This window comes from Bradyrhizobium sp. Unk1 (assembly GCF_059512345.1).
In genome coordinates this window covers 1-20,151 of sequence record NZ_JCAMOP010000002.1, presented here as the reverse complement: position 1 = coordinate 20,151, position 20,151 = coordinate 1, and the positions used below count along the sequence as shown (strand labels likewise).

At 64.7% G+C, this 20,151-nt stretch carries 20 protein-coding genes and 1 other RNA gene; 13 read left to right on the top strand and 8 right to left on the bottom strand.

Going from position 1 to position 20,151, the window contains the following annotated elements; all coding sequences use genetic code 11:
* The first annotated feature begins 237 nt into the window (after positions 1 to 237).
* The 5 genes from AC5ZFO_RS02185 (at position 238) to AC5ZFO_RS02165 (ending at position 2,744) form a co-directional block, all read left to right on the top strand.
* On the top strand, positions 238 to 558 hold the full coding sequence (locus AC5ZFO_RS02185; RefSeq protein ID WP_020608063.1) for a DUF4164 domain-containing protein: 321 nt from the start codon (positions 238 to 240) through the stop codon (positions 556 to 558).
* Positions 555 to 938, top strand: a complete 384-nt coding sequence (locus AC5ZFO_RS02180; protein ID WP_028150902.1) for a cell division protein ZapA — start codon at positions 555 to 557, stop codon at positions 936 to 938. The genes AC5ZFO_RS02185 and AC5ZFO_RS02180 overlap by 4 nt, the downstream gene beginning before the upstream one ends.
* A 59-nt stretch (positions 939 to 997) precedes the next feature.
* Positions 998 to 1,158, top strand: a non-coding RNA gene (ssrS, locus tag AC5ZFO_RS02175) — 6S RNA.
* Positions 1,159 to 1,345: 187 nt separating this feature from the next.
* Complete coding sequence (locus AC5ZFO_RS02170) at positions 1,346 to 1,942, top strand: 5-formyltetrahydrofolate cyclo-ligase (RefSeq protein WP_282520055.1); 597 nt, start codon at positions 1,346 to 1,348, stop codon at positions 1,940 to 1,942.
* Positions 1,920 to 2,744 (top strand): TIGR00282 family metallophosphoesterase, encoded by an 825-nt coding sequence (locus AC5ZFO_RS02165; RefSeq protein WP_212489593.1) that lies wholly within the window; start codon positions 1,920 to 1,922, stop codon positions 2,742 to 2,744. Before AC5ZFO_RS02170 ends, AC5ZFO_RS02165 begins: the two co-directional genes overlap by 23 nt.
* A gap of 207 nt (positions 2,745 to 2,951) precedes the next feature.
* Here AC5ZFO_RS02165 and AC5ZFO_RS02160 read toward each other — a convergent pair whose 3' ends face one another.
* Entirely contained in the window at positions 2,952 to 4,019 is a 1,068-nt protein-coding gene (locus tag AC5ZFO_RS02160; RefSeq protein WP_496121220.1) for a CobW family GTP-binding protein, read from the bottom strand.
* Positions 4,020 to 4,139: 120 nt separating this feature from the next.
* Here AC5ZFO_RS02160 and AC5ZFO_RS02155 point away from each other — a divergent pair, with 120 nt between their 5' ends.
* Complete coding sequence (locus AC5ZFO_RS02155) at positions 4,140 to 5,237, top strand: cyclase family protein (protein WP_282520057.1); 1,098 nt, start codon at positions 4,140 to 4,142, stop codon at positions 5,235 to 5,237.
* A gap of 219 nt (positions 5,238 to 5,456) precedes the next feature.
* Here the strand turns inward: AC5ZFO_RS02155 and AC5ZFO_RS02150 are convergent, their stop codons facing one another.
* The 7 genes from AC5ZFO_RS02150 to AC5ZFO_RS02120 form a co-directional block, all read right to left on the bottom strand.
* Complete coding sequence (locus AC5ZFO_RS02150) at positions 5,457 to 6,800, bottom strand: c-type cytochrome (protein WP_282520058.1); 1,344 nt, start codon at positions 6,798 to 6,800, stop codon at positions 5,457 to 5,459.
* Positions 6,797 to 8,965 carry a xanthine dehydrogenase family protein molybdopterin-binding subunit gene (locus AC5ZFO_RS02145; RefSeq protein WP_282520059.1) on the bottom strand — a complete coding sequence of 723 codons (2,169 nt, stop codon included), beginning with the start codon at positions 8,963 to 8,965 and terminating at the stop codon, positions 6,797 to 6,799. Before AC5ZFO_RS02145 ends, AC5ZFO_RS02150 begins: the two co-directional genes overlap by 4 nt.
* A gap of 8 nt (positions 8,966 to 8,973) precedes the next feature.
* Positions 8,974 to 9,438, bottom strand: coding sequence for a (2Fe-2S)-binding protein (locus AC5ZFO_RS02140; protein ID WP_282520060.1), 465 nt, complete (start codon positions 9,436 to 9,438; stop codon positions 8,974 to 8,976).
* A gap of 604 nt (positions 9,439 to 10,042) precedes the next feature.
* Positions 10,043 to 10,423, bottom strand: coding sequence for a hypothetical protein (locus AC5ZFO_RS02135; protein WP_282520061.1), 381 nt, complete (start codon positions 10,421 to 10,423; stop codon positions 10,043 to 10,045).
* Positions 10,420 to 10,587: a hypothetical protein gene (locus AC5ZFO_RS02130; protein WP_282520062.1), complete on the bottom strand. Its 168-nt coding sequence runs from the start codon at positions 10,585 to 10,587 to the stop codon at positions 10,420 to 10,422. Before AC5ZFO_RS02130 ends, AC5ZFO_RS02135 begins: the two co-directional genes overlap by 4 nt.
* Positions 10,588 to 11,085: 498 nt before the next feature.
* On the bottom strand, positions 11,086 to 12,510 hold the full coding sequence (locus tag AC5ZFO_RS02125; protein WP_282520063.1) for a methyl-accepting chemotaxis protein: 1,425 nt from the start codon (positions 12,508 to 12,510) through the stop codon (positions 11,086 to 11,088).
* A gap of 114 nt (positions 12,511 to 12,624) precedes the next feature.
* The gene (locus AC5ZFO_RS02120) at positions 12,625 to 14,370 is read right to left on the bottom strand and encodes a methyl-accepting chemotaxis protein (RefSeq protein ID WP_496121215.1); all 1,746 of its coding nucleotides are present in this window, start codon (positions 14,368 to 14,370) and stop codon (positions 12,625 to 12,627) included.
* A 203-nt stretch (positions 14,371 to 14,573) separates the two neighbouring features.
* Between AC5ZFO_RS02120 and AC5ZFO_RS02115 the strand changes: the two genes are divergently transcribed.
* From AC5ZFO_RS02115 to AC5ZFO_RS02085, 7 genes are all read left to right on the top strand, one after another.
* Positions 14,574 to 15,320 carry a YebC/PmpR family DNA-binding transcriptional regulator gene (locus AC5ZFO_RS02115; protein ID WP_282520065.1) on the top strand — a complete coding sequence of 249 codons (747 nt, stop codon included), beginning with the start codon at positions 14,574 to 14,576 and terminating at the stop codon, positions 15,318 to 15,320.
* Between the two features lie 233 nt (positions 15,321 to 15,553).
* Positions 15,554 to 16,081, top strand: a complete 528-nt coding sequence (ruvC, locus tag AC5ZFO_RS02110; RefSeq protein WP_039156321.1) for a crossover junction endodeoxyribonuclease RuvC — start codon at positions 15,554 to 15,556, stop codon at positions 16,079 to 16,081.
* Positions 16,078 to 16,695 (top strand): Holliday junction branch migration protein RuvA, encoded by a 618-nt coding sequence (gene ruvA / locus AC5ZFO_RS02105; RefSeq protein ID WP_282520067.1) that lies wholly within the window; start codon positions 16,078 to 16,080, stop codon positions 16,693 to 16,695. The genes ruvC and ruvA overlap by 4 nt, the downstream gene beginning before the upstream one ends.
* A 20-nt stretch (positions 16,696 to 16,715) precedes the next feature.
* Complete coding sequence (gene ruvB / locus AC5ZFO_RS02100) at positions 16,716 to 17,750, top strand: Holliday junction branch migration DNA helicase RuvB (RefSeq protein WP_282520088.1); 1,035 nt, start codon at positions 16,716 to 16,718, stop codon at positions 17,748 to 17,750.
* A 152-nt stretch (positions 17,751 to 17,902) separates the two neighbouring features.
* Positions 17,903 to 18,820 (top strand): metallophosphoesterase, encoded by a 918-nt coding sequence (locus AC5ZFO_RS02095; protein ID WP_282520068.1) that lies wholly within the window; start codon positions 17,903 to 17,905, stop codon positions 18,818 to 18,820.
* Positions 18,821 to 18,889: 69 nt separating this feature from the next.
* The gene (gene ybgC, locus AC5ZFO_RS02090; protein WP_282520069.1) at positions 18,890 to 19,339 is read left to right on the top strand and encodes a tol-pal system-associated acyl-CoA thioesterase; all 450 of its coding nucleotides are present in this window, start codon (positions 18,890 to 18,892) and stop codon (positions 19,337 to 19,339) included.
* Between the two features lie 93 nt (positions 19,340 to 19,432).
* Positions 19,433 to 19,900 carry a nuclear transport factor 2 family protein gene (locus AC5ZFO_RS02085; protein ID WP_282520070.1) on the top strand — a complete coding sequence of 156 codons (468 nt, stop codon included), beginning with the start codon at positions 19,433 to 19,435 and terminating at the stop codon, positions 19,898 to 19,900.
* Positions 19,901 to 20,151: the final 251 nt, after the last annotated feature.

Genomic DNA, 20,151 nt, shown 5'->3' with positions numbered 1-20,151 from the left:
TGGGGGGAGCCTGGCGGCCACGGAAGGTTGGGCTGGGATAGCACCTCGGTTCCGGGAGTCCAAGGCAATCAAACGTCGGTTTGGCCGTAAAAGTTGCTTAGCAGTGCATAGTTTCGCGGCGACGTTGCGCTCCGCTAGCTTGCCACGTAAATTTCTGCTTCTAACCACTTGCCGAACCGAGTCTTTTACCGGACGGCAAGTCCCAAGGTAACGGCCACAGGTTCCGCCGCTGACTGCATGAACGATCGGGTTTCCAACAGCTCTGCCATGACGGAGTCCTCGGCCGTCGAGATCGAGATCGCGACCCGCAGACTCATGGCGGCGCTCGACGCGCTCGAAAGCGCGGTGGAGCGGCGGCGCGATGCCGATCGCGACGAGAATGAACTCGCGGCACGAATCCAGGCACTGGGCGCGGATCGCTCGCGGCTTGCCGATGAGCTCGACGGCGCGCTGGTGAAGGCGCGCAAGCTCGAGCGCACCAATCGCGAAATCTCCGATCGGCTGGATTCCGCCATCGTCACGATACGCTCGGTGCTCGATACCGGAGAGGACGGATGAGCCACATCAACGTCACCATCAACGGCCGGCAATACCGCATGGCCTGCGAGGAGGGCCAGGAGGTGCGGCTGCTCAAGCTCGCCGAAAGCCTGGAGACGCGGATTCAGTCGCTGCGCGGAAAATTCGGCGAGATCGGTGATGCCAGGCTCACCGTGATGGCGGCGCTGACCGTCTGCGACGAGCTGGTCGACGTCGGCAACCGCGTCCGCACCATGGAGCAGGAGCTGACGGAATTGCGGGATTTCCGCAATGCCGCCGTCGAGCGCGCCCGGATGACCCAGACCGCCGTGGTAAATGCGCTGAACGCCGCCGCTGAGCGCATCGAGAAGTCGACCCAGGTCCTGAACCGAACGGTGGGCAACGGCATCGCGATCGGCTGATTTTGGACGGACCGCCGGTTGGGCTGGCGATTCGTCAGTATCGTTGTTAGATTGCGCAAGCGAGGCTGCGACGTGCGTCAGGAGCCATATATCCCCGGGGCCTTATCGATCCTTTAGGGAACTGTCCCTGGCCGGGCCCGTGGGCTCGGACATATGGTGCCCACCTACTTTCGTAGGGAACTCCGGGATCGAGTGCTTCAACGGCGTTCGCGGCTTCGCACTTTTGTTTGCTTGGTTTGTGCTTGTCGAAACGACTGCGGCCAGTTCAACAGGTGTCATGCCCCGGCTTGACCGGGGCATCCAGTACGCCGCGCCCTTTGAATCACCACCGCCTCTGGAATACTGGATCACCCGCCCCGGTGCGCAAGGGCGCACAAGGCGGGTGATGACGTGGGGGACCAAAGCGCATGCCCAACTCGAAAGCCGAACTCCGTGCCAAGGCCCTCGCGGCGCGCGACGCGCTGAGCGAGAAGAAGCGCACCGACGCAGCCGCAAAGCTCGCCAAGCGCGGGCTGCCGTTCCCGCTCCTGCCCGGCAGCATCGTCTCCGGCTATTCCCCGATCCGCAGCGAGATCGATCCGCTGCCGCTGATGAAGGCCCTCGCCGAGGCGGGCGCAAGGCTCGCGCTGCCCTGCGTCACCGCCCGCGGCCAGTCGCTGATCTTCCGCATCTTCCATCCGAACGACCGCCTGATGCTCGGCCCGCTCGGCATTCCCGAGCCGTCGCCGGCAGCAAGCGAAGTCATCCCCGACGTCATGCTGACGCCGCTCGCGGCCTTCGACCGTCTCGGCCATCGCATCGGCTATGGCGCGGGGCACTACGACCACACCTTCGCGCATCTGCGCAAGGCCAAGCAGATCGTCGGCATCGGGCTTGCTTTTGCAGCGCAGGAGATCAAGGCGGTTCCGGCACTATCGCACGACGTCGCGCTGGATTATGTGCTAACGGAATCGGACGTGTTCGATTTCCGGAGTTCTGAAGTTGCGCATTCTCTTCGTGGGTGATGTCGTCGGCCGTAGCGGCCGCAACGCCATCGCCGAATATCTGCCCGGCATGGTCAAGGACTGGTCGCTGGATTTCGTCGTCGTCAACGGCGAGAATTCCGCCGGCGGCTTCGGCATCACGGAAGCGATCTATCAGGAGTTTCTCGATGCCGGGGCCGACGCGGTGACGCTCGGCAATCACTCCTGGGACCAGCGTGAAGCCCTGGTGTTCATCGAGCGCGCCGAGCGCCTGGTGCGGCCGGCGAACTACCCGCGCGGCACGCCCGGCCGCGGTGCCGCGCTGGTGGAGACCAAGAACGGCAAGCATGCGCTCGTCGTCAATGCGCTCGGCCGCGTCTTCATGACCCCGTTCGACGATCCCTTTGCTGCGCTCGAGCGCGAGCTTGGTGCCTGTCCGCTCGGCGTTGCCGCCGACGCCATCGTCGTCGACTTCCATTGCGAGGCGACCAGCGAGAAGCAGGGCATCGGCTTCTTCTGCGACGGCCGCGCCAGCCTCGTCGTCGGGACCCACACCCATGTGCCGACCGCCGACCATCAGATCCTCACGGGCGGCACGGCCTACATGACCGACGCCGGCATGACCGGCGATTACGATTCCATCATCGGCATGCAGAAGGAAGAACCGCTGCGGCGCTTCACGTCGGGGATTCCCTCAGGCCGGTTCGAGCCGGCGGCCGGCGTCGCGACGCTGAGCGGCGTTGCGGTGGAGACGGACGATGCCACGGGCCTTGCGCTAAAGATTGCGCCGGTGCGCGTCGGCGGGCGGCTGGAGCCGGCGACGCCGAAATTCTGGTTGAGCTGACGTCTCGCGGTATTGGCCACCCTCCCCTGGAGGGGGAGGGTCGCTACGCATGAAGCGAAGCGGAATGCGTAGCGGGGTGGGGTGACGGTCCCTCCGCGACGAACAGTGCCCGCGTGGAGAGATCACCCCACCCCGCTCGCGCTTCGCGCGATCGACCCTGCCCCTCCAGGGGAGGGTAAGAGCAGCGTCGCTCATTTCAAACGAGCCTCACGCCGCGGCGCGAACCGCCTGCCAGAGGTCCAACACTTCCGCACGCGCGATCCCGCGCGTGATGAAGACGATGCGCGAGCGGCGATCGCTGTCGGGCCAGCCACCAAGCGCGACCGGCGGATGGAAGACGTGATGCACGCCATGGATCACGATCGGCGCCGGTTCGTCACGGAGATTGAGGATCCCCTTCACCCGCAGCAGATCCTGGCCGCGCGCGTTGCGTAAATGCGCGAGCCAGTGCGTCACGGCCATCCAGTCGAGCGGCTCGTCGAACGCCAGCATGAAGCTCGCGATCGACGCATCGTGATCATGATGGCCATGATCATGGTGCGCGTGATGATCATGATACGCATGATCGGCGTGCACATGCGGCTCCGCGAAAGCCCGCTCGTTGAGCCAGCGTTTAACGTCTATCCTTTTCAGCTCGGGATCGATCAGGCCGGCGCCGAATAGCTGCGCGGGATCGATCTCGCCGTGACTGACGCTTTCGATTCTGGCGCCGGGATTGAGCCGCCGCAGGCGCAGCTCAAGCGCCGCGATGTCCTCGACCAGGTCGCTCTTGGTGATCAACAGCCGGTCGGCCAGCGCCACCTGTTTCACCGCCTCAAACTGCCGATCGAGCTGATGCGGCGCGTTGACCGCATCGACCGTGGTCACGACCGTGTCGAGCCGCAAGAAGTACGAGACGAGTGGGTTGTTGAGCAGGAGCTGCACGATCGGCGCTGGGTCGGCGAGCCCGGTGGTCTCGACCAGGATGCGGCGGAACGGCGGAATCTCGCCACGGTCCCGCTTCACCAGAAGGTCCCGCAGCGTCTGCTCCAGGTCGCTGCGGATGGTGCAGCAGATGCATCCGCTCGCCAGCACGGCGACTTCGCCATCGACGCGCTCGACCAGAAGATGATCGAGACTGACCTCGCCATACTCGTTGATGATGACGGCGCTGTCTTTCATGTCGTCGTGGCGCAGCAGGCGATTGAGCAGCGTGGTCTTGCCGCTGCCGAGAAAGCCGGTGATCAGCGAAACCGGAAGTCGCTGCGCGGATTTATCGCTTTCGAACAGGCCCATGGGAAGCTCTCGCGTCGACCGTCTTATTTTTGTCGCTGGACAACAGCGTAGCGGAGGAGGAGGTTAGCGGAAACAATTTCAGAGTCAGACTTTGTTCTGACCACAACCTGGGAGGGTGCAATGTCTAACGAGATCAATGACGTAGATCAAGACGGCGGCGGCTCCACGACGGATCGCCGGACCTTGCTCCGCACCGCGGGCATCGCCGGCGTTGCTGGAGCCGCGCTCGCCGGCTCGATGCATGGCAAGTTCTCGCTTGCACCGATCAGCGAGGCCCAGGCGCAGACTGCAACCTCCATGCCCAAGGGCACCGACAAGCCCTGGTGGCCATCGAAATGGGGCAAGGACGACGAGTGCGGTGCATCAAATCATATCACGCCCGAAAAAGTCCTCGACGCCGCGAAATGGATCAAGGACGGCAAGATCTACAAGATTGGCCGCGTCTACGAAGGCGCCATGCCGCTGTTCGGACCGCGCGCGTTCACGCTGCGCATTCCCGGCAGCCCGACCGGCGGCCCGTTCGGTGACAACAAGATGGTCTATCACGACGAATTCCTGACCACCGAGATCGGCCAGACCGGCACACAGTTCGATGGCCTTGGCCATATCGGAATCCAGCTGGGCAGGGACGGCGACAAGAACGAGATGCGGTTCTACAACGGTTTCACCGCCCAGGAGATCAGCGACGCCTATGGTCTGAAGAAGCTCGGCGTCGAGAAGCTGAAGCCGCTGTTCACCCGAGCGCATCTCGTCGACATGGTCGCGCTGAAGGGCGGGATGATGGACGCCGGCCAGGAAATCTCGGCGGCCGACATCAAGGCCGCGCTGGCGAAGCAGAACATTCCCGAGAGCGACATCAAGCCGGGCGATGCGATCATGTTCCACACCGGCTGGGGCTCGCTGTGGATGAAGAACAACGATCGCTTCAACAGCGGCGAGCCGGGCATCGGCCTCGATGCTGCGAAGTGGGTGGTCGAAAAGGATCTTGCGCTGACCGGCGCAGACACCTGGGCGGTCGAGGTCGTGCCCAATCCCGATAAGTCGCTCGCTTTCGTGGTCCACTCCGAGCTGCAGACCAAGCATGGCATCCACAACCACGAGAATCTGATCTTCGACGATCTGATCGCCGACAAGAAGTACCAGTTCGTCTATTGCTTCGCGCCGGCCCCGATCAAGGGCGCCACGGGCAGCAATGGATGTCCGATCGCGATTACGTGACAGCCTTGTAAGGGGATGCGCGATGCGACCCTCCCCTGGAGGGGGAGGGTCGATCGCGCAAAGCGCGAGCGGGGTGGGGTGATCTCTCCCCACGGGCAGTGTTCGAGGTGGAGAGACTGTCACCCCACCCCGGCCCACATTTCGCTGCGCTCAATACGAGCCGACCCACGGACGAGCTACGCTCGTCCCGGACCCCTCCAGGGGAGAGTAAGAGAAGACCTACTCCGCCGTCTGCTCCCGCAGCTCCGCGACGTCCTTTGCCGTCAGCTTCGAGCCCTTGGTGCCGAACCGTGCCGTGACGTAGTTCGCCACCGCCGCAATCTCGTCGTCGCTATACGCATCGCCGAACGCCGGCATCGAGAGCGCGCCGTCCGGCGTATGCCGCTTGGTGCCCGAGAGCACGATCTGCGCGACGTTGGTGGCGGCGGGGTCGTTGACGGCCCAGGTGCCGGTCAGCGTCGCCATCGGCGAGACCGGGCTCTCGCCGCTCCAGCCGTGGCAGCTGGCGCAGGCGCTCGCGAACACCTGCTTGCCGCGGGCGTTCGCCGTCACGCCGTCCTTGTGCGAAGCGGGCGCGACCGGCGCCGTGGTCGCAGGCAGGTCGGGCGAGGCCACCGGCGGCACGCTGCGCAGATAGGTGACGACCGCGCGGATGTCTTCAGGAGCGAACTGGCTGAAGCTGTGGTCGACCGCTTCGCCCATCGGACCCGAGGCCGAGCCGTGGCCCGGTGCGTGGCCGAGCGAGAGATACGAGATCAGGTCCTCGTCGCGCCAATTGCCGAGGCCGGTGGCCTTGTCGGAGGAGATGTTGAAGGCGCGCCAGCCGGCCGTGATCGCGCCGCCGAACTTCTTGCGGTTGTCGAGCGCAAAGCCGAGATTGCGCGGCGTGTGGCACTCGCCGCAATGCGCCAGCGCTTCGGCGAGATACGCGCCTCTGTTCCACTCCAGGCTCTTCGAGGTATCCGGCGTAAAGCGCGTGTCCGGATTGAACACGGCCGACCAGAAGATCATCGCCCAGCGCTGGTTGAACGGGAATGACAGCGTGTTGTCGGGCGCTTTCGCGCGCACAGCCGGCAGGCTGAACAGATAGGCCTTCACCGCCAGCACGTCATCGTCCGTCATGTAGGTGTAGGACGTGTAGGGCATGGCCGGATAGAGCCGCGCGCCGTCATGACGCGTGCCGCGCTGGACCGCGTTGAGGAAATCCTGGTCGCTGTAATTGCCGATGCCGGTGTCCTTGTCCGGCGTGATGTTGGTCGAATAGAGCGTGCCGAACGGCAGCTTGAAGCCGAGCCCGCCGGAATATTCCTTCCCGCCGGGACTGGTGTGGCAGACCATGCAGTCGGCCGCCTTCGCGAGATACTCGCCGCGTTCGACCAGGCTTGCTTTCTCCAGCTTGGCCGGTACGCCGGTTGGCTTGCCTGCGCGATAATCCGCCAGCGCCACTTTGGTGCCGCCGGCGAAGTCGAGCGGGCCGGGCCCGCGGATGATCCAGACGCCGAGCGCCGCCACCACGATGGCGATCACGACCAGGCTTGTGAGGATACGCACCTTGCCGCTCATGCCTTCTTCCCCGCAGCCAGAAGTTTCCGGTCGATCGGCAGGCACCGCAGCGCCACGCCGGTTGCGGCGTAAATCGCGTTGCGCAGCGCCGGTGGTCCGCCATTGACGCCGGCTTCGCCGATGCCGCCCGGCGCCTCGCCGCTCTTGACCACGATGACCTCGATCTTCGGCGTCTCGTTGATGCGCATCATGCGGTAGTCGTGGAAGTTCGACTGCTGCACGCGGCCCTTGTCGATGGTGATCTCGCCATAGAGCGCAGCGGTGAGGCCGAAGATCAGTCCGCCCTCGATCTGCGCCTTGATCGTATCGGGGTTGACCGCAATGCCGGTGTCGACCACCGAGGTGATGCGGCGCAGCGTGACCTCGCCGATGTCGTCGATCTCCGCTTCCACGACAGTTGCAAGGAAGCTCGCAAACGACGGCTGCAGGCAGACGCCGCGGCCAACGCGGGCCGGCAGCGGTTGGCCCCAGCCGGATTTCTCCGCGGCGAGGTTGAGCACCGCGAGCGCGCGCGGAGTCTTGGTCAGCATCGACCTTCGGAACTCGACCGGATCCTTGCCGGCCTTGCGCGCAAGTTCGTCCAGCGCGCATTCGAATGCGAACACGTTGTTGTTCGGGCCGACGCCGCGCCAGAAGCCGGTCGGCACCGCCGGTGGCTCGGCACGGACATATTCGACGTGGAAGTTGGGAAAATCGTAGGGCGTTTCAACGGCGGCATCGACCGCGTCGATGTCGACGCCCTTCTGGAACGCCGGCGGCAACCAGCGCGCAATCACCGCCGAGCCGGCAATCTTGTACTTCCAGGCCGCCACCTTGCCGTCGACCAGGGTCGCATTGACCTGGTCGCGATAGACCGGGCGGTAGACGTCGTGCTGGATGTCCTCCTCGCGGGTCCAGATCACCTTGACGGGATAGTCGACCTGCTTGGCGATCTTCACCGCCGTGATCACCATGTCCGGCTCGAGCTTGCGGCCGAAGCCGCCGCCGAGCAGGTGGTTGTTGACGATCACCTTGTCGACGGGAAGGCCCGCTGCTTTCGCCGCCTCCGACTGCACGCGCGTCATGATCTGCGTGCCGGTCCAGATCTCGCAGGCATCCGGCCTGACGTGGACGGTGGCGTTGATCGGCTCCATCGAGGCATGCGCGAGGAACGGCAGTTCGAAGCTCGCCTCGAACTTGTCGCCACTCGCAAGACCCTTGGCAATGTCGCCGACCGATTTCGCGACCGCGCCATCCTTCTCGCTGGCTGCGCGCAGATCCTGCCAGATGTCCTTTGTGCTGAGCTTTGCGTTCGGTCCCTCGTTCCACTCGATCTTGAGCGCGTCCAGCCCCTTCTTCGCGGCCCACATGTGGTCGCCGATCACCGCAACGGTGTCCTCGAGCACCACGACCTTGCGCACGCCCGGGATTTTCGTCGCCGCGCTGTCGTCGACCTTGCCGACCTTGCCGCCGAACACCGGGCAGACGGCCACCGTCGCGATCTTCATGTTGGGCAGGATCGCATCGATGCCGTAGACGACCTTGCCGTTGATCTTGTCAGGCGTGTCGAGCCGCTTCAGCGGCTGGCCGATGATGACGAAGTCCTTGGGGTCCTTGAGCACGACGTCCTTCGGCGGCGTCTGACCCTGCGCGGCCAGCGCCAGTGCGCCATAGCCGAGCTTGCGGCCGCTTGCCGTATGCACGACCTCGCCCTTTGCGGCCGTGCAGCTTGCAGGGTCGACCTGCCATTGTGTTGCGGCGGCCTGCACCAGCATCGCCCGCGCGCCGGCACCCGCTTCGCGTAGCGGCTTCCACCAGGCGCGGATCGAGGTCGAACCACCCGTCGCCTGCAGGCCGAAGGCGGGATTGGCGTAGAACTTGTCGTTCGGCGGCGCATGCAACACCGCAACCTTTGCCCAATCGGCGTCGAGCTCTTCGGCCAGAACCATCGAGATCGCGGTGTAGATGCCCTGGCCCATCTCCACCTGCGGCATGATCAGTGTGGTCTGGCCGGTCTCGTCGATACGGATGAAGGCGTTGGGCGCGAACTTGCCGTCGGTCGTATCCTTCGGCTGCTCCGGCTCATTGACCGCGGCCCGCAGCGGCAGGCGAAAGGCGAGCACGAAACCGGTGGCGAGACCGCCGGTCATAAGCGTGCGGCGGGAGAGGCTGTTGTGTGCATTCATGGCGGACCTCAGGACTGACGGCCGTTGGCGGCCTGCTTGATGGCCTCGCGGATGCGCACATAGGTGCCGCAGCGGCAGATGTTGCCGGCCATCGCGGCGTCGATGTCGGAATCATCCGGATGCGAGGTGGTTGCCAGCAACGCGGCGGCCGCCATGATCTGGCCGGACTGGCAATAGCCGCACTGGATCACCTCGAGATCGAGCCAGGCCTTCTGCACCTTCGCACCCGACGGCGTGTTGCCGACGGCCTCGATGGTGGTGATGGCGCGGTTCGCGACCGCGCTGACCGGCAGCACGCAGGAGCGCACGGCCTTGCCGTCGACATGCACCGTGCAGGCGCCGCATTGCGCGATGCCGCAGCCGAATTTGGTGCCGGTCATTCCGAGGATGTCGCGCAGCACCCACAGCAGCGGCATTTCCGGCGGCGCGTCGAACGATTTGGTTTCGCCGTTGATGGTGAGAGTTGTTGCCATAAGCATCCCCTTGCTCGCTTGATCGCTTACGGCGATCTAGTCGGCGAATTCGTGCGCGACAATAATCATACCGATGCGAAACGATGAAGCGCCAGAATTTCTGGCGATGCATATTTGCGCTGCCGGCGCGTCAGGCCATGACGTTCACGAATTTGTGCGGCGATCTCTGCAACGGAATTGGGCTAATTGATATGATAAGCGTCATGTTTTGACGCATTTTCGTCGCAGCACCGTTGATCGCCGCAGATGATCGTGCGAATGCGGAAATTCATGCGATGACGAAATTCGTGCGATTGGGAAAGTCGGGCGGCGGCGAGCGCGTCCGACATCGTTGCGCCCTCTGCCCTTGTGGGAGAAGGCCGGACACAGTCACGGAGGAAACGTCGCCTTGCTCGCCTGCGAAGCGCTCGAACACACGCCAAGAAGCTGGCACGCTGTCAGGCCGACATCGGACGTGACCGCGCATGTCCGCTTATCGGTTCGCACGTCGCAGCACGTAATCCGGCTTGACGTAAACGAAGCGCGCTGCCGCGAACAGGCGCGAAAGTCCTCGCCAACGATGGGCGAGATGCAGGATCGCTAAGTCATTCGTATCGCGTATTGTTCAGTCGTGTGCAGTGTTGGAGCTGGAGATCCTAGCACGCCATCGCTCTTCAAACGTGTCAGGGCCCTCTTTCAGGGCCAACGCTTGTGCATCGAAAGGATTGCCGGGCTTGTTGGCGATGAGAATGCCTGCAGCTTCTCCGCGAGAACCAGGTTGGGGACGCCGCTCTGTAGGCCATTCCAGCAATGCTTTCGATAGCATCGGTTTGCCCGCGTACCAGCATTTCCGTCCGTCGATGAGACGGTAGGACCACCATTGCCCTTGCGGATTTGGCGGCATTGCAGCGCTGCATTGTTGCTTGGCATGCAGGCTGGTCATTTCGAGCGATGAGAGCGCAACAATGCCAACGGTTAAAGAAAACGCTTGAAGTGGTTTGTTCATGGGCGCTGCAATCGACTTACAGCAACGATCAAGGCAGGCCGTTCGAGAACTTCCACCAACTTTTCAAGAATACGCGCATTATCCTTGGGATGGGGCCGAAGGAATTCTTCCAATATGAGTTGCGCGTCGCTAATCGCTTCCAGGGCTAATTGCTGATCAGTCATCACTGCTTACTCATCAATTAGTTGCGCTGAGGAAGCGAGCGAAGGGAGAGATCAAGTCATCTTTGAGGAATATCCCCGCTCTTCTTTTCACTTTTTATTTCAAATCTCGCGCCTCGGCCGCAGCTTCCGTGTCGCGGGGCGCGCTCCGCGCGTTCGTTTCGATGGCGGCGCATGTTCTTCTTATTCGATGCAAAAACAAAACCGCGTAACGGAAGCTCGGCTATCTCTTCCAAGGCGATCCGCTTCTGAGCGGCCGACAAATGTCTGTAATGGAGGTCGGTGCGGCTGGATCCAGATTTAAAAACCAACCCCATCTCCCACAAGGGGAAAAGGGAAGAGGGGGGGGGATTTCGGAATAGTAGCATTGTGCGCCTGTTTTGCCCGACGAGTCAAACTGCGTCCTGGCCCGCCGGCGCAAGCCATTGATTCTCCACGCCCCGGCTACTGTGCATGGGGTTGTTTTTCAGATTTTTGATTGAGCGGCCGCAGCAGCGGCCCTCAGCTCTGCCGAAATCCCATCCGGAAGGCGCCCCAGTGCTTGCCGCGGATCACGATCGGCGAGGACAGGTCCTTCATCAGCACGAACTGCCCGCCGCCCATGTCGCGGCGATAGGTCTGGAGCAGGAACGGTTTTGTGTTGGCTGCAACCTTCTTCACCGCGCGGTCGCTGAACAGGCGGCGATTGCGGCAATTGGCGTTGTTCCAGACGGGATCCTTGCCCTGCGGCAGGCGGTAGTTCGGGTTGTGAGTCGGCAGATAGCCGCCCTTGGCCCAGGCGACGCAGAACACGATGCGGGGGTCTGACTTCTGGATCGGGTCCTGGATGGCGGGCAGCACGCGGTCGGTGAAGTCGACGTAGTTCGTGTTGTATTGCTTGGGATCGGTGCCGGGGATGTCCCGGTAGTTCTCGTCCATGAGCTGATCGAGCGTGATCTCGCCGCGGTCGATTGCGGCCTCGAACTCGTCCGAGATCCGCTTTGCGGTCTCGACGACGACGCGGATCAGCGGCGCATCCGATGTCTCGACGCCGCTGTCGGCGATCATTGCGATCAGCGCTTCGGACGTGTCGAGCAGTTTTGTCACGCGCTGATCGGCGTTCCTGAGATCGCGCGAGGACAGGTCGACGCCCTTGGCGAGCTCGTTGAGCTCGCTGATGACCGTGTCGCAATGGCCGAGATTGGAGGTCGCGGCGCGCGTGACGCTGTCGATCTCCGCTTCCACGGAGGCAAAACCCTGCTGGACCCGCGAGATGATGCCGGAGATCTGCTGGGCGCCTTCGCCGGCGGTCTTGGCGCGTTGCGAGGCGTCGCTGCTCTCGCCGATCAGGCCTTCGATCTGGCCGTCGAGATCGCGCACGGTGTCGGAGATCTGATGCGTGGCCGCACGGGTAGCCTCCGCGAGATTCTTGACCTCGCTTGCCACCACCGCAAAGCCGCGGCCGGCATTGCCGGCGCGGGCGGCTTCGATGGTGGCATTGAGCGCGAGCAAATTGGTCTGCTTGGCGATCGCCTCGATCGAGCCGGACACTTTCGCCACCTGCGCCAGCGCCGAGCCGACGGCGCTCAGGCGCGCCTCGATCCGCGCCACGGCTGCGACGAGCTCGGAGATGTGGCTGACCGCGGTGTCGACCGCGCCGCGCGATTGCGCGATCTCGCCGACCGCCGCCGATGCGGTCGATTGCACCGCTTGCGACGCATTGGCGATATCGTGATTGGCTGAGACCATCGTCTCGGCCGTCTCCTGGAGGTGATGGAACCGTTCGGACTGGTTCGCGACGCGGTTTGCGACTTCCTGGACGTTGCCGGCGATGTCGGCGAGCTCGACGCCGAGACCGCCGATGCGGTCGGCGAGCTGGTCGATCAGGCGTTCGGCAAGTGTCCGGTTGGAGCCGGTGTCCAGGACTGCCAGTTGTGCGACGGACATGTTTTGAGAGTCCTCCAGTCAGAGCCGTTCGCCGGCTCTCCGCGGCATTCCCATTCCCATTCCAATTCCAGCCTTAAAGGATGATTCGCGGCCGGCGTCTTGCCTGAGCGTGCACTACAGCTTGTAAGCCGTGCGGAATCCGCCCCAGTGCCGGCCCTGGACGCGGATCGGAACGTCGATCTCGCGCATCATCACGGTGTTGCCGTTGCCCATGTCGCGGGCATAGCTCTGGACCAGGTACGAGCGCAGGTTGCGTGCGGCGGCGAGCCCTGCCGGGTCGTTGAAGATCCGCCGGTTGCGGCTGTTGGCGGTATTCCAGGCGGTGTCGCCCGGCCGCTGCGGATGCGAATAGATCTTGTTGTGCACCGGCAGGAAGCCGTTGCGGTCGACCATGGCGCAGAATGCCATGCGCGGTTCCTTGGCGAGAAAGGCTTCCTGGAACGCCGGCAGCGCGCGGTCGGCCCAGTCCAGATATTTCGTGCGGTATTGCTGCGGATTGGTGCCGGCGATCTCTGCATAGTCGGTGTCGAAGAGGTCGTCGATCTTGACCTCGCCGCGTGCAACCGCCTGCTCGAAAATCCGGGTCAGCGCCGTGCCGGCTTCCATGGCGCGGGTGACGAACTCGGTGTTCTCCTCGTGGATCGACCAGAGCCTGTCTTCGATCTTCTCGCTGAGATCGGCGTCGGGGCTGACGAATTGCGCGCGGGCGCCGGCCTTGGACTGCTCGATCACGCGCAGGCGGCAGGCGCCGACGCCTTCGAGGGTGCCGTCGACGACGGCCTGCGTGGCAAGCTTCGCCGCCTCCGCGCCGCCGATCAGCACGCCGTCCATCGCGATCTCGTAGACCTGCAACACGCCGCGCGCGGTTTCGAACTTGAGATGGCAGGGCAGCCGCTCGGTCTTGCGGCGGTCGTCGTGCTCGCTCTGGCGCAGCAGCACCGCACAGCGCGATTTCAGCTTCCGTGCGAAGGTGGTGACGGCCTTGCCGGCGCTGGCGACGTTCTCGCCGTGGGTCTCGGCGGCCTTGGTCGCGGCGTCGATCTCGGCCGCGCTCTCGCCGACGGAGATGATGAACTGCGACGCGCTTGCCGCGTTGCCGGAGACCTCGCTGGTGGTGGCATTCTGCTCGGCGACCGCGCCGTTGACGGTGTCGAACACCGGGCGGATCGCCTCGATTGCCTGCGCGATGCGGTGCACGGCGTCGGCCGAGCCGGCGGCGTCGCGCTGGAGCGCGTCGATCTTCCTGGTGATCTCCTCCGTCGCGCCCTGGGTCTGCACCGCGAGCGCCTTCACTTCGGTGGCGACGACCGCAAAGCCCTTGCCGGCCGCACCCGCACGCGCGGCCTCGATGGTGGAGTTCAGCGCGAGCAGCGTCGTCTGCCGTGCGATCTGCGCGATCAGATTGACGACATTGCCGATGGCGGCGGAGGATTCGCGCAGGCGGTCGACATTGGCGCGGGCTTCCTGCGCCGCGGCGCTGGCTTCGTCGGCGAGCTTGCCGGCCGCGCGCACCTGCGCGCCGATGCCTTGCGCGGACTGGGTGAACTTGTCGGCGGCATGGGCAAAGCTCGACGCGTTCGACTGGGCGGCATTGGTGCGGCCGGTGAGGGCGTCGGTGCGCTCGCGAATATCCGCGAGCGTTGCCGCGGTCGCCTCCGCGCCGCCGGCGACCGAATTGGCGGCGCGCTCGAGCTGGCGGATCATGGCGCCGAGCTCGAGTTCCAGCAGTTCCAGGATTTCCCTGGCCGAATCGGCATCAGCGGCCGGGACGGGCTCGGAATTGGCCGCCGGCGGAGCCTGCGGGGCGGCCGCCGGCGCAGCCATGTCCGGCTGACGCGTCCGAAATAATGCGAACGCCATCAGGTCACTCTTGTCGGGAGACGGGTAGACGCTATTTTCGCAGGCCGGAATGAAATCAGGGTTAACGATGCCTGACTTCTGGGCACGTTCCACTACGGTACTACCTTAAAGTATGAGAGGCCCTTTCATTCCGGTGGGTTGGCGGCCTATAAGGCCGCGCTTCCCACGCTCACCTTTGGCGCACGATTCCTGACGAGACACGCATGGCCGGACATTCCCAATTCAAGAACATCATGCACCGCAAGGGGCGGCAGGATGCCCAGAAGTCGAAGCTGTTCGGCAAGCTGGCGCGGGAAATCACCGTCGCGGCCAAGCTCGGCACGCCCGACCCCAACATGAATCCGCGCCTGCGTGCCGCCATCATCGCGGCGCGCCAGGAGAACATGCCGAAGGACAATATCGAGCGCGCCGTCAAGAAGGCGCTCGGCAATGACGGCGAGAACTATGACGAGATCCGCTACGAGGGTTACGGCCCCGGCGGCGTCGCCGTCATCGTCGAGGCGCTGACCGACAACCGCAACCGCGCCGCCTCCGACATCCGCTCCTTCTTCACCAAGTCGGGCGGCAATCTCGGCGAAACCGGCTCGGTCTCCTTCATGTTCGACCGCACCGGCATCATCGAATACGACCGCAGCGTCGCCTCCGACGACGCGGTGCTGGATGCCGCGATCGAGGCCGGTGCCGATGACGTGGTCTCGGGCGAAGGCGGACACGAGATCTACGCCTCGACCGAAGGCTATCGCGACGTCGCCAAGGCGCTGGAAGCCAAGTTCGGCGAGCCGCGCAAGGCCGCGCTGATCTGGAAGCCGCAGAATACGCTGGCGGTCGACGACGAGACCGGCGAGAAGCTCTTGAAGCTGATGGACCTGCTCAACGAGCACGACGACGTCCAGCACGTCTACGCCAATTTCGAGGTGTCCGACGCGCTGATGGCGAAGATGGGCGGCTGAGGCAGCCAGCTCCGAATTTCCCTGTCGTCGCCCGGCTTGACCGGGCGACCCAGTATTCCAGAGACGCCAGCGAGATACGGAGAAGCCGCGGCGTACTGGATACCCCGTTTTCGCGGGGTATGACGTCGGGGGGTGCTGCGGGCAGCGCGGCAATCTCCGACGAGTCCCACTTCCCCTGTTACTTCCGTTCTGTTTCTGTTTCCCCCACCGCAGCCAGCCGCTATCACTGGCCCATGACTGCGCTCCCGATTCGTGGCCCCGTTCGCATCATCGGCATCGACCCCGGCCTGCGCCGCACCGGCTGGGGCGTGATCGAGGCCGAGGGCAATCGCTTGATCTACGTCGCCTGCGGCTCGGTGGAACCGCCGGACGATTTGCCGCTGGCGAGCCGGCTGCTCGCGATCCATGAGGGGCTTGCCGCCGTCCTGTCCGGTCACAAGCCGATGGAAGCCGCGGTCGAGCAGACCTTTGTGAACAAGGACGGCGTCGCGACGCTGAAGCTCGGCCAGGCCCGCGGCGTCGCCATGCTGGCGCCCGCGATGTTCGGCATTACTGTTGCCGAATACGCGCCGAACCAGGTCAAGAAGACGGTGGTCGGCGCCGGTCACGCCGACAAGCACCAGATCGCGATGATGCTGAAGATTTTGCTGCCCAAGGCCGAGCCGCCGTCAGCGGACGCCGCCGACGCGCTCGCCATCGCTATCACCCACGCCCATCACCGCCAGAGCACGGCGCTCAGGCTGAAGGTGGCGGGCTTATGATCGGCAAGCTCAAGGGCCTGATCGATTCCTATGGCGAGGATTATGTGCTCCTCGACGTCGGCGGCGTCGGCTATCAGGTGCACTGCTCGACGCGCACGCTGCAGCATCTGCCGTCGCCCGGTGAAGCCGCAGTGCTGTCGATCGAGACCTACGTCCGCGAAGATCAAATAAAGCTGTTCGGCTTCCGCACCGACCAGGAGCGCGAATGGTTTCGCCTGCTCCAGACCGTGCAGGGCGTCGGCGCCAAGGTCGCGCTCGCGGTGCTCGGCACGCTCGTGCCTTCCGACCTCGCAAATGCCATCGCGCTGCGCGACAAGGCCGCGGTGGCGCGTACGCCCGGCGTCGGTCCCAAGGTTGCCGAGCGCATCGTCACCGAATTGAAAGACAAGGCGCCGGCCTTCGCCAATGTCGATCCCGCTGTCGTGCATCTCGCCGGCGCCGTCGACGACCAGCGTGCGCCGCGGCCCGTCGCGGACGCGATCTCCGCGCTCGTCAATCTCGGCTACGGCCAGCCGCAGGCGGCGGCGGCGATTGCATCCGCATCGCGCAGCGCGGGTGAGAATGCCGAGACGGCGCAGCTCATTCGCCTCGGGCTGAAGGAGCTCGCGAAGTGAGCGACCCCAAGGCCAACCGCATGGTCACGCCCGAGCGCCGCAGCGACGATGTCGGCGATACCGCGCTGCGCCCGCAATCGCTGTCCGACTTCGTCGGCCAGCAGCAGGCGCGCAAGAACCTCTCGATCTTCATCGAGGCGGCACGCAAGCGTGGCGAGGCGCTGGATCACGTGCTGTTCGTAGGTCCGCCCGGCCTGGGCAAGACCACGCTGGCGCAGATCGTCGCCAAGGAGCTCGGTGTCGGCTTTCGCGCGACCTCGGGTCCGGTGATCGCCAAGGCCGGCGATCTCGCCGCACTCCTCACCAACCTCGAAGAGCGCGACGTGCTCTTCATCGACGAGATCCATCGTCTGAGCCCCGCGGTGGAAGAAGTGCTCTATCCCGCGATGGAGGACTTTCAGCTCGACCTGATCATCGGCGAGGGCCCGGCGGCACGCTCGGTGAAGATCGAGCTGTCGAAATTCACGCTCGTCGGCGCCACCACGCGCGCAGGCCTCCTCACCAATCCCTTGCGCGACCGCTTCGGCATTCCGGTGCGGCTCAATTTCTACACCATCGAAGAGCTGGAAAGCATCGTCACCCGCGGCGCGCGCGTGCTCAATGTCGGCATGAGCGCCGACGGTGCCAACGAGATCGCGCGCCGTGCCCGCGGCACGCCGCGCATCGCCGGCCGCCTGCTGCGGCGCGTGCGCGATTTCGCCTCCGCCGCCGATGCAGCCTCGATCGACCGCAAGATCGCCGACCACGCGCTGAGCGCGCTCGAGGTCGACGCCGCGGGCCTCGACGCCATGGACCGCCGCTACCTCACCACCATCGCGCAGAACTATGGCGGCGGCCCGGTCGGCGTCGAGACGATGGCTGCCGCGCTGTCCGAGCCGCGCGATGCGATCGAGGACATCATCGAGCCCTATCTCATTCAGTGCGGCTATCTCCAGCGCACACCGCGCGGCCGCCTGCTCACCTCGCACGCCTTCCGCCATCTCGGCATCGCCGAGCCCTCGCGCGATGCCGCGGCACAGTTCGGCCTGTTCGGCTCGGACGAGAGCGACGACTGATCTCGCGCAAATGCCGGGTGCAGCTATCGTCATGAACTCCCGGTAACCTTTGTGCAGACAGTCTGCACGCGAATGCAGACCGTCTGCACGAGCGGACCCAAATTCCGCTTCAATCGGACCGCATCACAAAGCTGCATCACCATCGGGCTTCCATGATCACGCGTCGTCATCTCATCCGTTCCATCGGCGGCCTGTCCGCGCTCGGCGTCTCGACCGCGGCCTATGGCGTCGGCGTCGAGCCGCTGCGGCTCCGCGTCACCCGTTATCACCCGACCCCGCGGCAATGGCCGGCGGATTTTCCGCTCAAGATCGCCATCGTCACCGACATTCATGCCTGTGATCCCTGGATGTCGCTGGAGCGGATCGAGGGCATCGTCGATCGCACCAATGCGCTCAACGCCGATGTCATCGTGCTGCTCGGCGACTATGTCGCGGGTGTTCACCAGGTCACGCGCATCATTCCGTCGAGCGAATGGGCCAAGGTGCTCGCGGGCCTCAAGGCACCGCTCGGCGTCCATGCCGTCATGGGCAATCACGATTATTGGGTGGACAGGGCCGTGCAGCAGGCCGGGCACGGGCCGACAGCCGCCCATCGCGCGCTGGAGGCGGCTGGCATTCCCGTTTACGAGAACGACGTCGTGCGTCTCACCAAGGACGGACGCTCCTTCTGGCTCGCGGGCCTCGGCGATCAGCTCGCCTACTATCCCGCGAAGCGCTATGGCCGAAGCGTGCACCGGCTTGGCGCCGACGATCTCGCGGGCACGCTGGCGAAGGTCACCGACGATGCGCCGGTCATCCTGCTCGCGCATGAGCCCAATATCGCGCCGCTCGTACCCGCGCGCGTCGCGCTGCAACTGTCCGGTCATACCCATGGCGGCCAGGTCCGCCTGTTCGGCTGGTCGCCGGCTGTTCCGCCTCAGCACGGCGTGCGGCTCGCCTATGGTCACTTCCGGCTGAAATGCGACGTCATCGTCTCCGGCGGCCTCGGTTGCAGCATCATGCCGGTCCGCGTCGGCGTGCCGCCTGAGATCGTCGAGGTGACGCTGGGAAGGACGCCGGCCGTGGCATAAGCTGCGCTTGCGCGGCCGGCTGTTTTTGCGCAAAACGGGCCGGTTGCAAAAAGCGAAGAGGCTCGCGACGTGACAGCCCATCTCGACGGCGAGATCCGCGACGGCCGCCATCACATGCAGGTCCGCGTCTACTACGAGGACACGGATTTCTCCGGCATCGTCTATCACGCCAATTATCTCCGCTACTTGGAGCGTGGGCGCACCAATCATCTGCGGCTGATGGGGGCCGAGCAGCAGGCACTGTTCGACCAGGTCGAAACGGAGGGCGCGGGCTTTGCCTTCGTGGTGCGCTCGATGCATCTGGATTTTCTGAAACCCGCGCGGATGGACGACGTGCTCGACGTCGTGACGTGGCCGGTTGCGGTGAAAGGCGCCTCCATCATGCTGGCGCAGGAGGTGCGGCGGGCCGAGGACTTGCTGGTGAAAGCCGAGGTGCGCGTCGCCTTCATCAGCGGCGGCCGCGCCCAGTCGATCCCGAAATCGATCCGCACCCTGATGAAGGCCGATCTGATTTCCTGATCGCCCGATAAGTGATCGCGCGATAAGTGATGGCCTATCGACTCCGCCAATTGCGGCGATAGATTGCGGCCTGGACCAACCGATGAGGCCACCATGTCGCGCCCGCCGCTTCCACCCTTCACCCGTGAGACCGCCGCGCAAAAGGCGCGCATGGCCGAGGACGCGTGGAATTCGCGCGATCCGGTGAAAGTCTCGCTTGCCTACACCGAGGACAGCCGCTGGCGCAATCGCTCGGAGGTGTTCCAGGGCCGCGAAGCCATCGTCGCCTTCCTCACCCGCAAATGGGAGAAGGAGCAGGAGTATCGCCTGATCAAGGACCTCTGGGCTTTCGACGGCAACCACATCGCGGTGCGCTTTCAGTACGAATGGCATGACGCCAGCGGCCAGTGGTATCGCTCCTACGGCAACGAGCAATGGGAGTTCGACGAGCACGGGCTGATGCGGCGCCGCGAGGCCTCGATCAACGACATCATGATTGCGGAGAAAGACCGCCGGTTTCACTGGCCGGCGCCGGGACCGCGGCCGGCGGAGGTGCCGGGGCTGGGGACCGAGCCGTTCTGAGGCTTGCGGAGATAGTGCAGCGAGCACGCTGCACCCTCTCCCCCTGTGGGAGAGGGTGGCTCGCCGCGCAGCGGCGAGGCGGGTGAGGGGTGTCTCTCCGCTCGTGACCCTCTTGCAATTGAGCTTGCCGAAGCAACCCCTCATCCGGCGCTTCGCGCCACCTTCTCCCACAAGGGGCCTGTTGCGTTATCGGCTCTTGAGGCTGAAGACGTCAGGAGAGAAGGCCTTGGTCCCGGTAATTTCCTGCCAAG

What these genes read in the sequence shown, in the direction of transcription:
- AC5ZFO_RS02185 (WP_020608063.1), top strand. Translation starts at nt 238, where the DNA reads ATGAACGATCGGGTTTCCAACAGCTCTGCCATGACGGAGTCCTCGGCC.
- AC5ZFO_RS02120 (WP_496121215.1), bottom strand. Translation starts at nt 14,370, where the DNA reads ATGGCGTTCGCATTATTTCGGACGCGTCAGCCGGACATGGCTGCGCCG.
- AC5ZFO_RS02145 (WP_282520059.1), bottom strand. Translation starts at nt 8,965, where the DNA reads ATGAATGCACACAACAGCCTCTCCCGCCGCACGCTTATGACCGGCGGT.
- AC5ZFO_RS02150 (WP_282520058.1), bottom strand. Translation starts at nt 6,800, where the DNA reads ATGAGCGGCAAGGTGCGTATCCTCACAAGCCTGGTCGTGATCGCCATC.
- ruvA (WP_282520067.1), top strand. Translation starts at nt 16,078, where the DNA reads ATGATCGGCAAGCTCAAGGGCCTGATCGATTCCTATGGCGAGGATTAT.
- AC5ZFO_RS02135 (WP_282520061.1), bottom strand. Translation starts at nt 10,423, where the DNA reads ATGAACAAACCACTTCAAGCGTTTTCTTTAACCGTTGGCATTGTTGCG.
- AC5ZFO_RS02170 (WP_282520055.1), top strand. Translation starts at nt 1,346, where the DNA reads ATGCCCAACTCGAAAGCCGAACTCCGTGCCAAGGCCCTCGCGGCGCGC.
- AC5ZFO_RS02085 (WP_282520070.1), top strand. Translation starts at nt 19,433, where the DNA reads ATGTCGCGCCCGCCGCTTCCACCCTTCACCCGTGAGACCGCCGCGCAA.
- ruvC (WP_039156321.1), top strand. Translation starts at nt 15,554, where the DNA reads ATGACTGCGCTCCCGATTCGTGGCCCCGTTCGCATCATCGGCATCGAC.
- AC5ZFO_RS02160 (WP_496121220.1), bottom strand. Translation starts at nt 4,019, where the DNA reads ATGGGCCTGTTCGAAAGCGATAAATCCGCGCAGCGACTTCCGGTTTCG.
- AC5ZFO_RS02125 (WP_282520063.1), bottom strand. Translation starts at nt 12,510, where the DNA reads ATGTCCGTCGCACAACTGGCAGTCCTGGACACCGGCTCCAACCGGACA.
- AC5ZFO_RS02130 (WP_282520062.1), bottom strand. Translation starts at nt 10,587, where the DNA reads ATGACTGATCAGCAATTAGCCCTGGAAGCGATTAGCGACGCGCAACTC.
- AC5ZFO_RS02140 (WP_282520060.1), bottom strand. Translation starts at nt 9,438, where the DNA reads ATGGCAACAACTCTCACCATCAACGGCGAAACCAAATCGTTCGACGCG.
- AC5ZFO_RS02115 (WP_282520065.1), top strand. Translation starts at nt 14,574, where the DNA reads ATGGCCGGACATTCCCAATTCAAGAACATCATGCACCGCAAGGGGCGG.
- AC5ZFO_RS02095 (WP_282520068.1), top strand. Translation starts at nt 17,903, where the DNA reads ATGATCACGCGTCGTCATCTCATCCGTTCCATCGGCGGCCTGTCCGCG.
- AC5ZFO_RS02155 (WP_282520057.1), top strand. Translation starts at nt 4,140, where the DNA reads ATGTCTAACGAGATCAATGACGTAGATCAAGACGGCGGCGGCTCCACG.
- AC5ZFO_RS02180 (WP_028150902.1), top strand. Translation starts at nt 555, where the DNA reads ATGAGCCACATCAACGTCACCATCAACGGCCGGCAATACCGCATGGCC.
- ruvB (WP_282520088.1), top strand. Translation starts at nt 16,716, where the DNA reads ATGGTCACGCCCGAGCGCCGCAGCGACGATGTCGGCGATACCGCGCTG.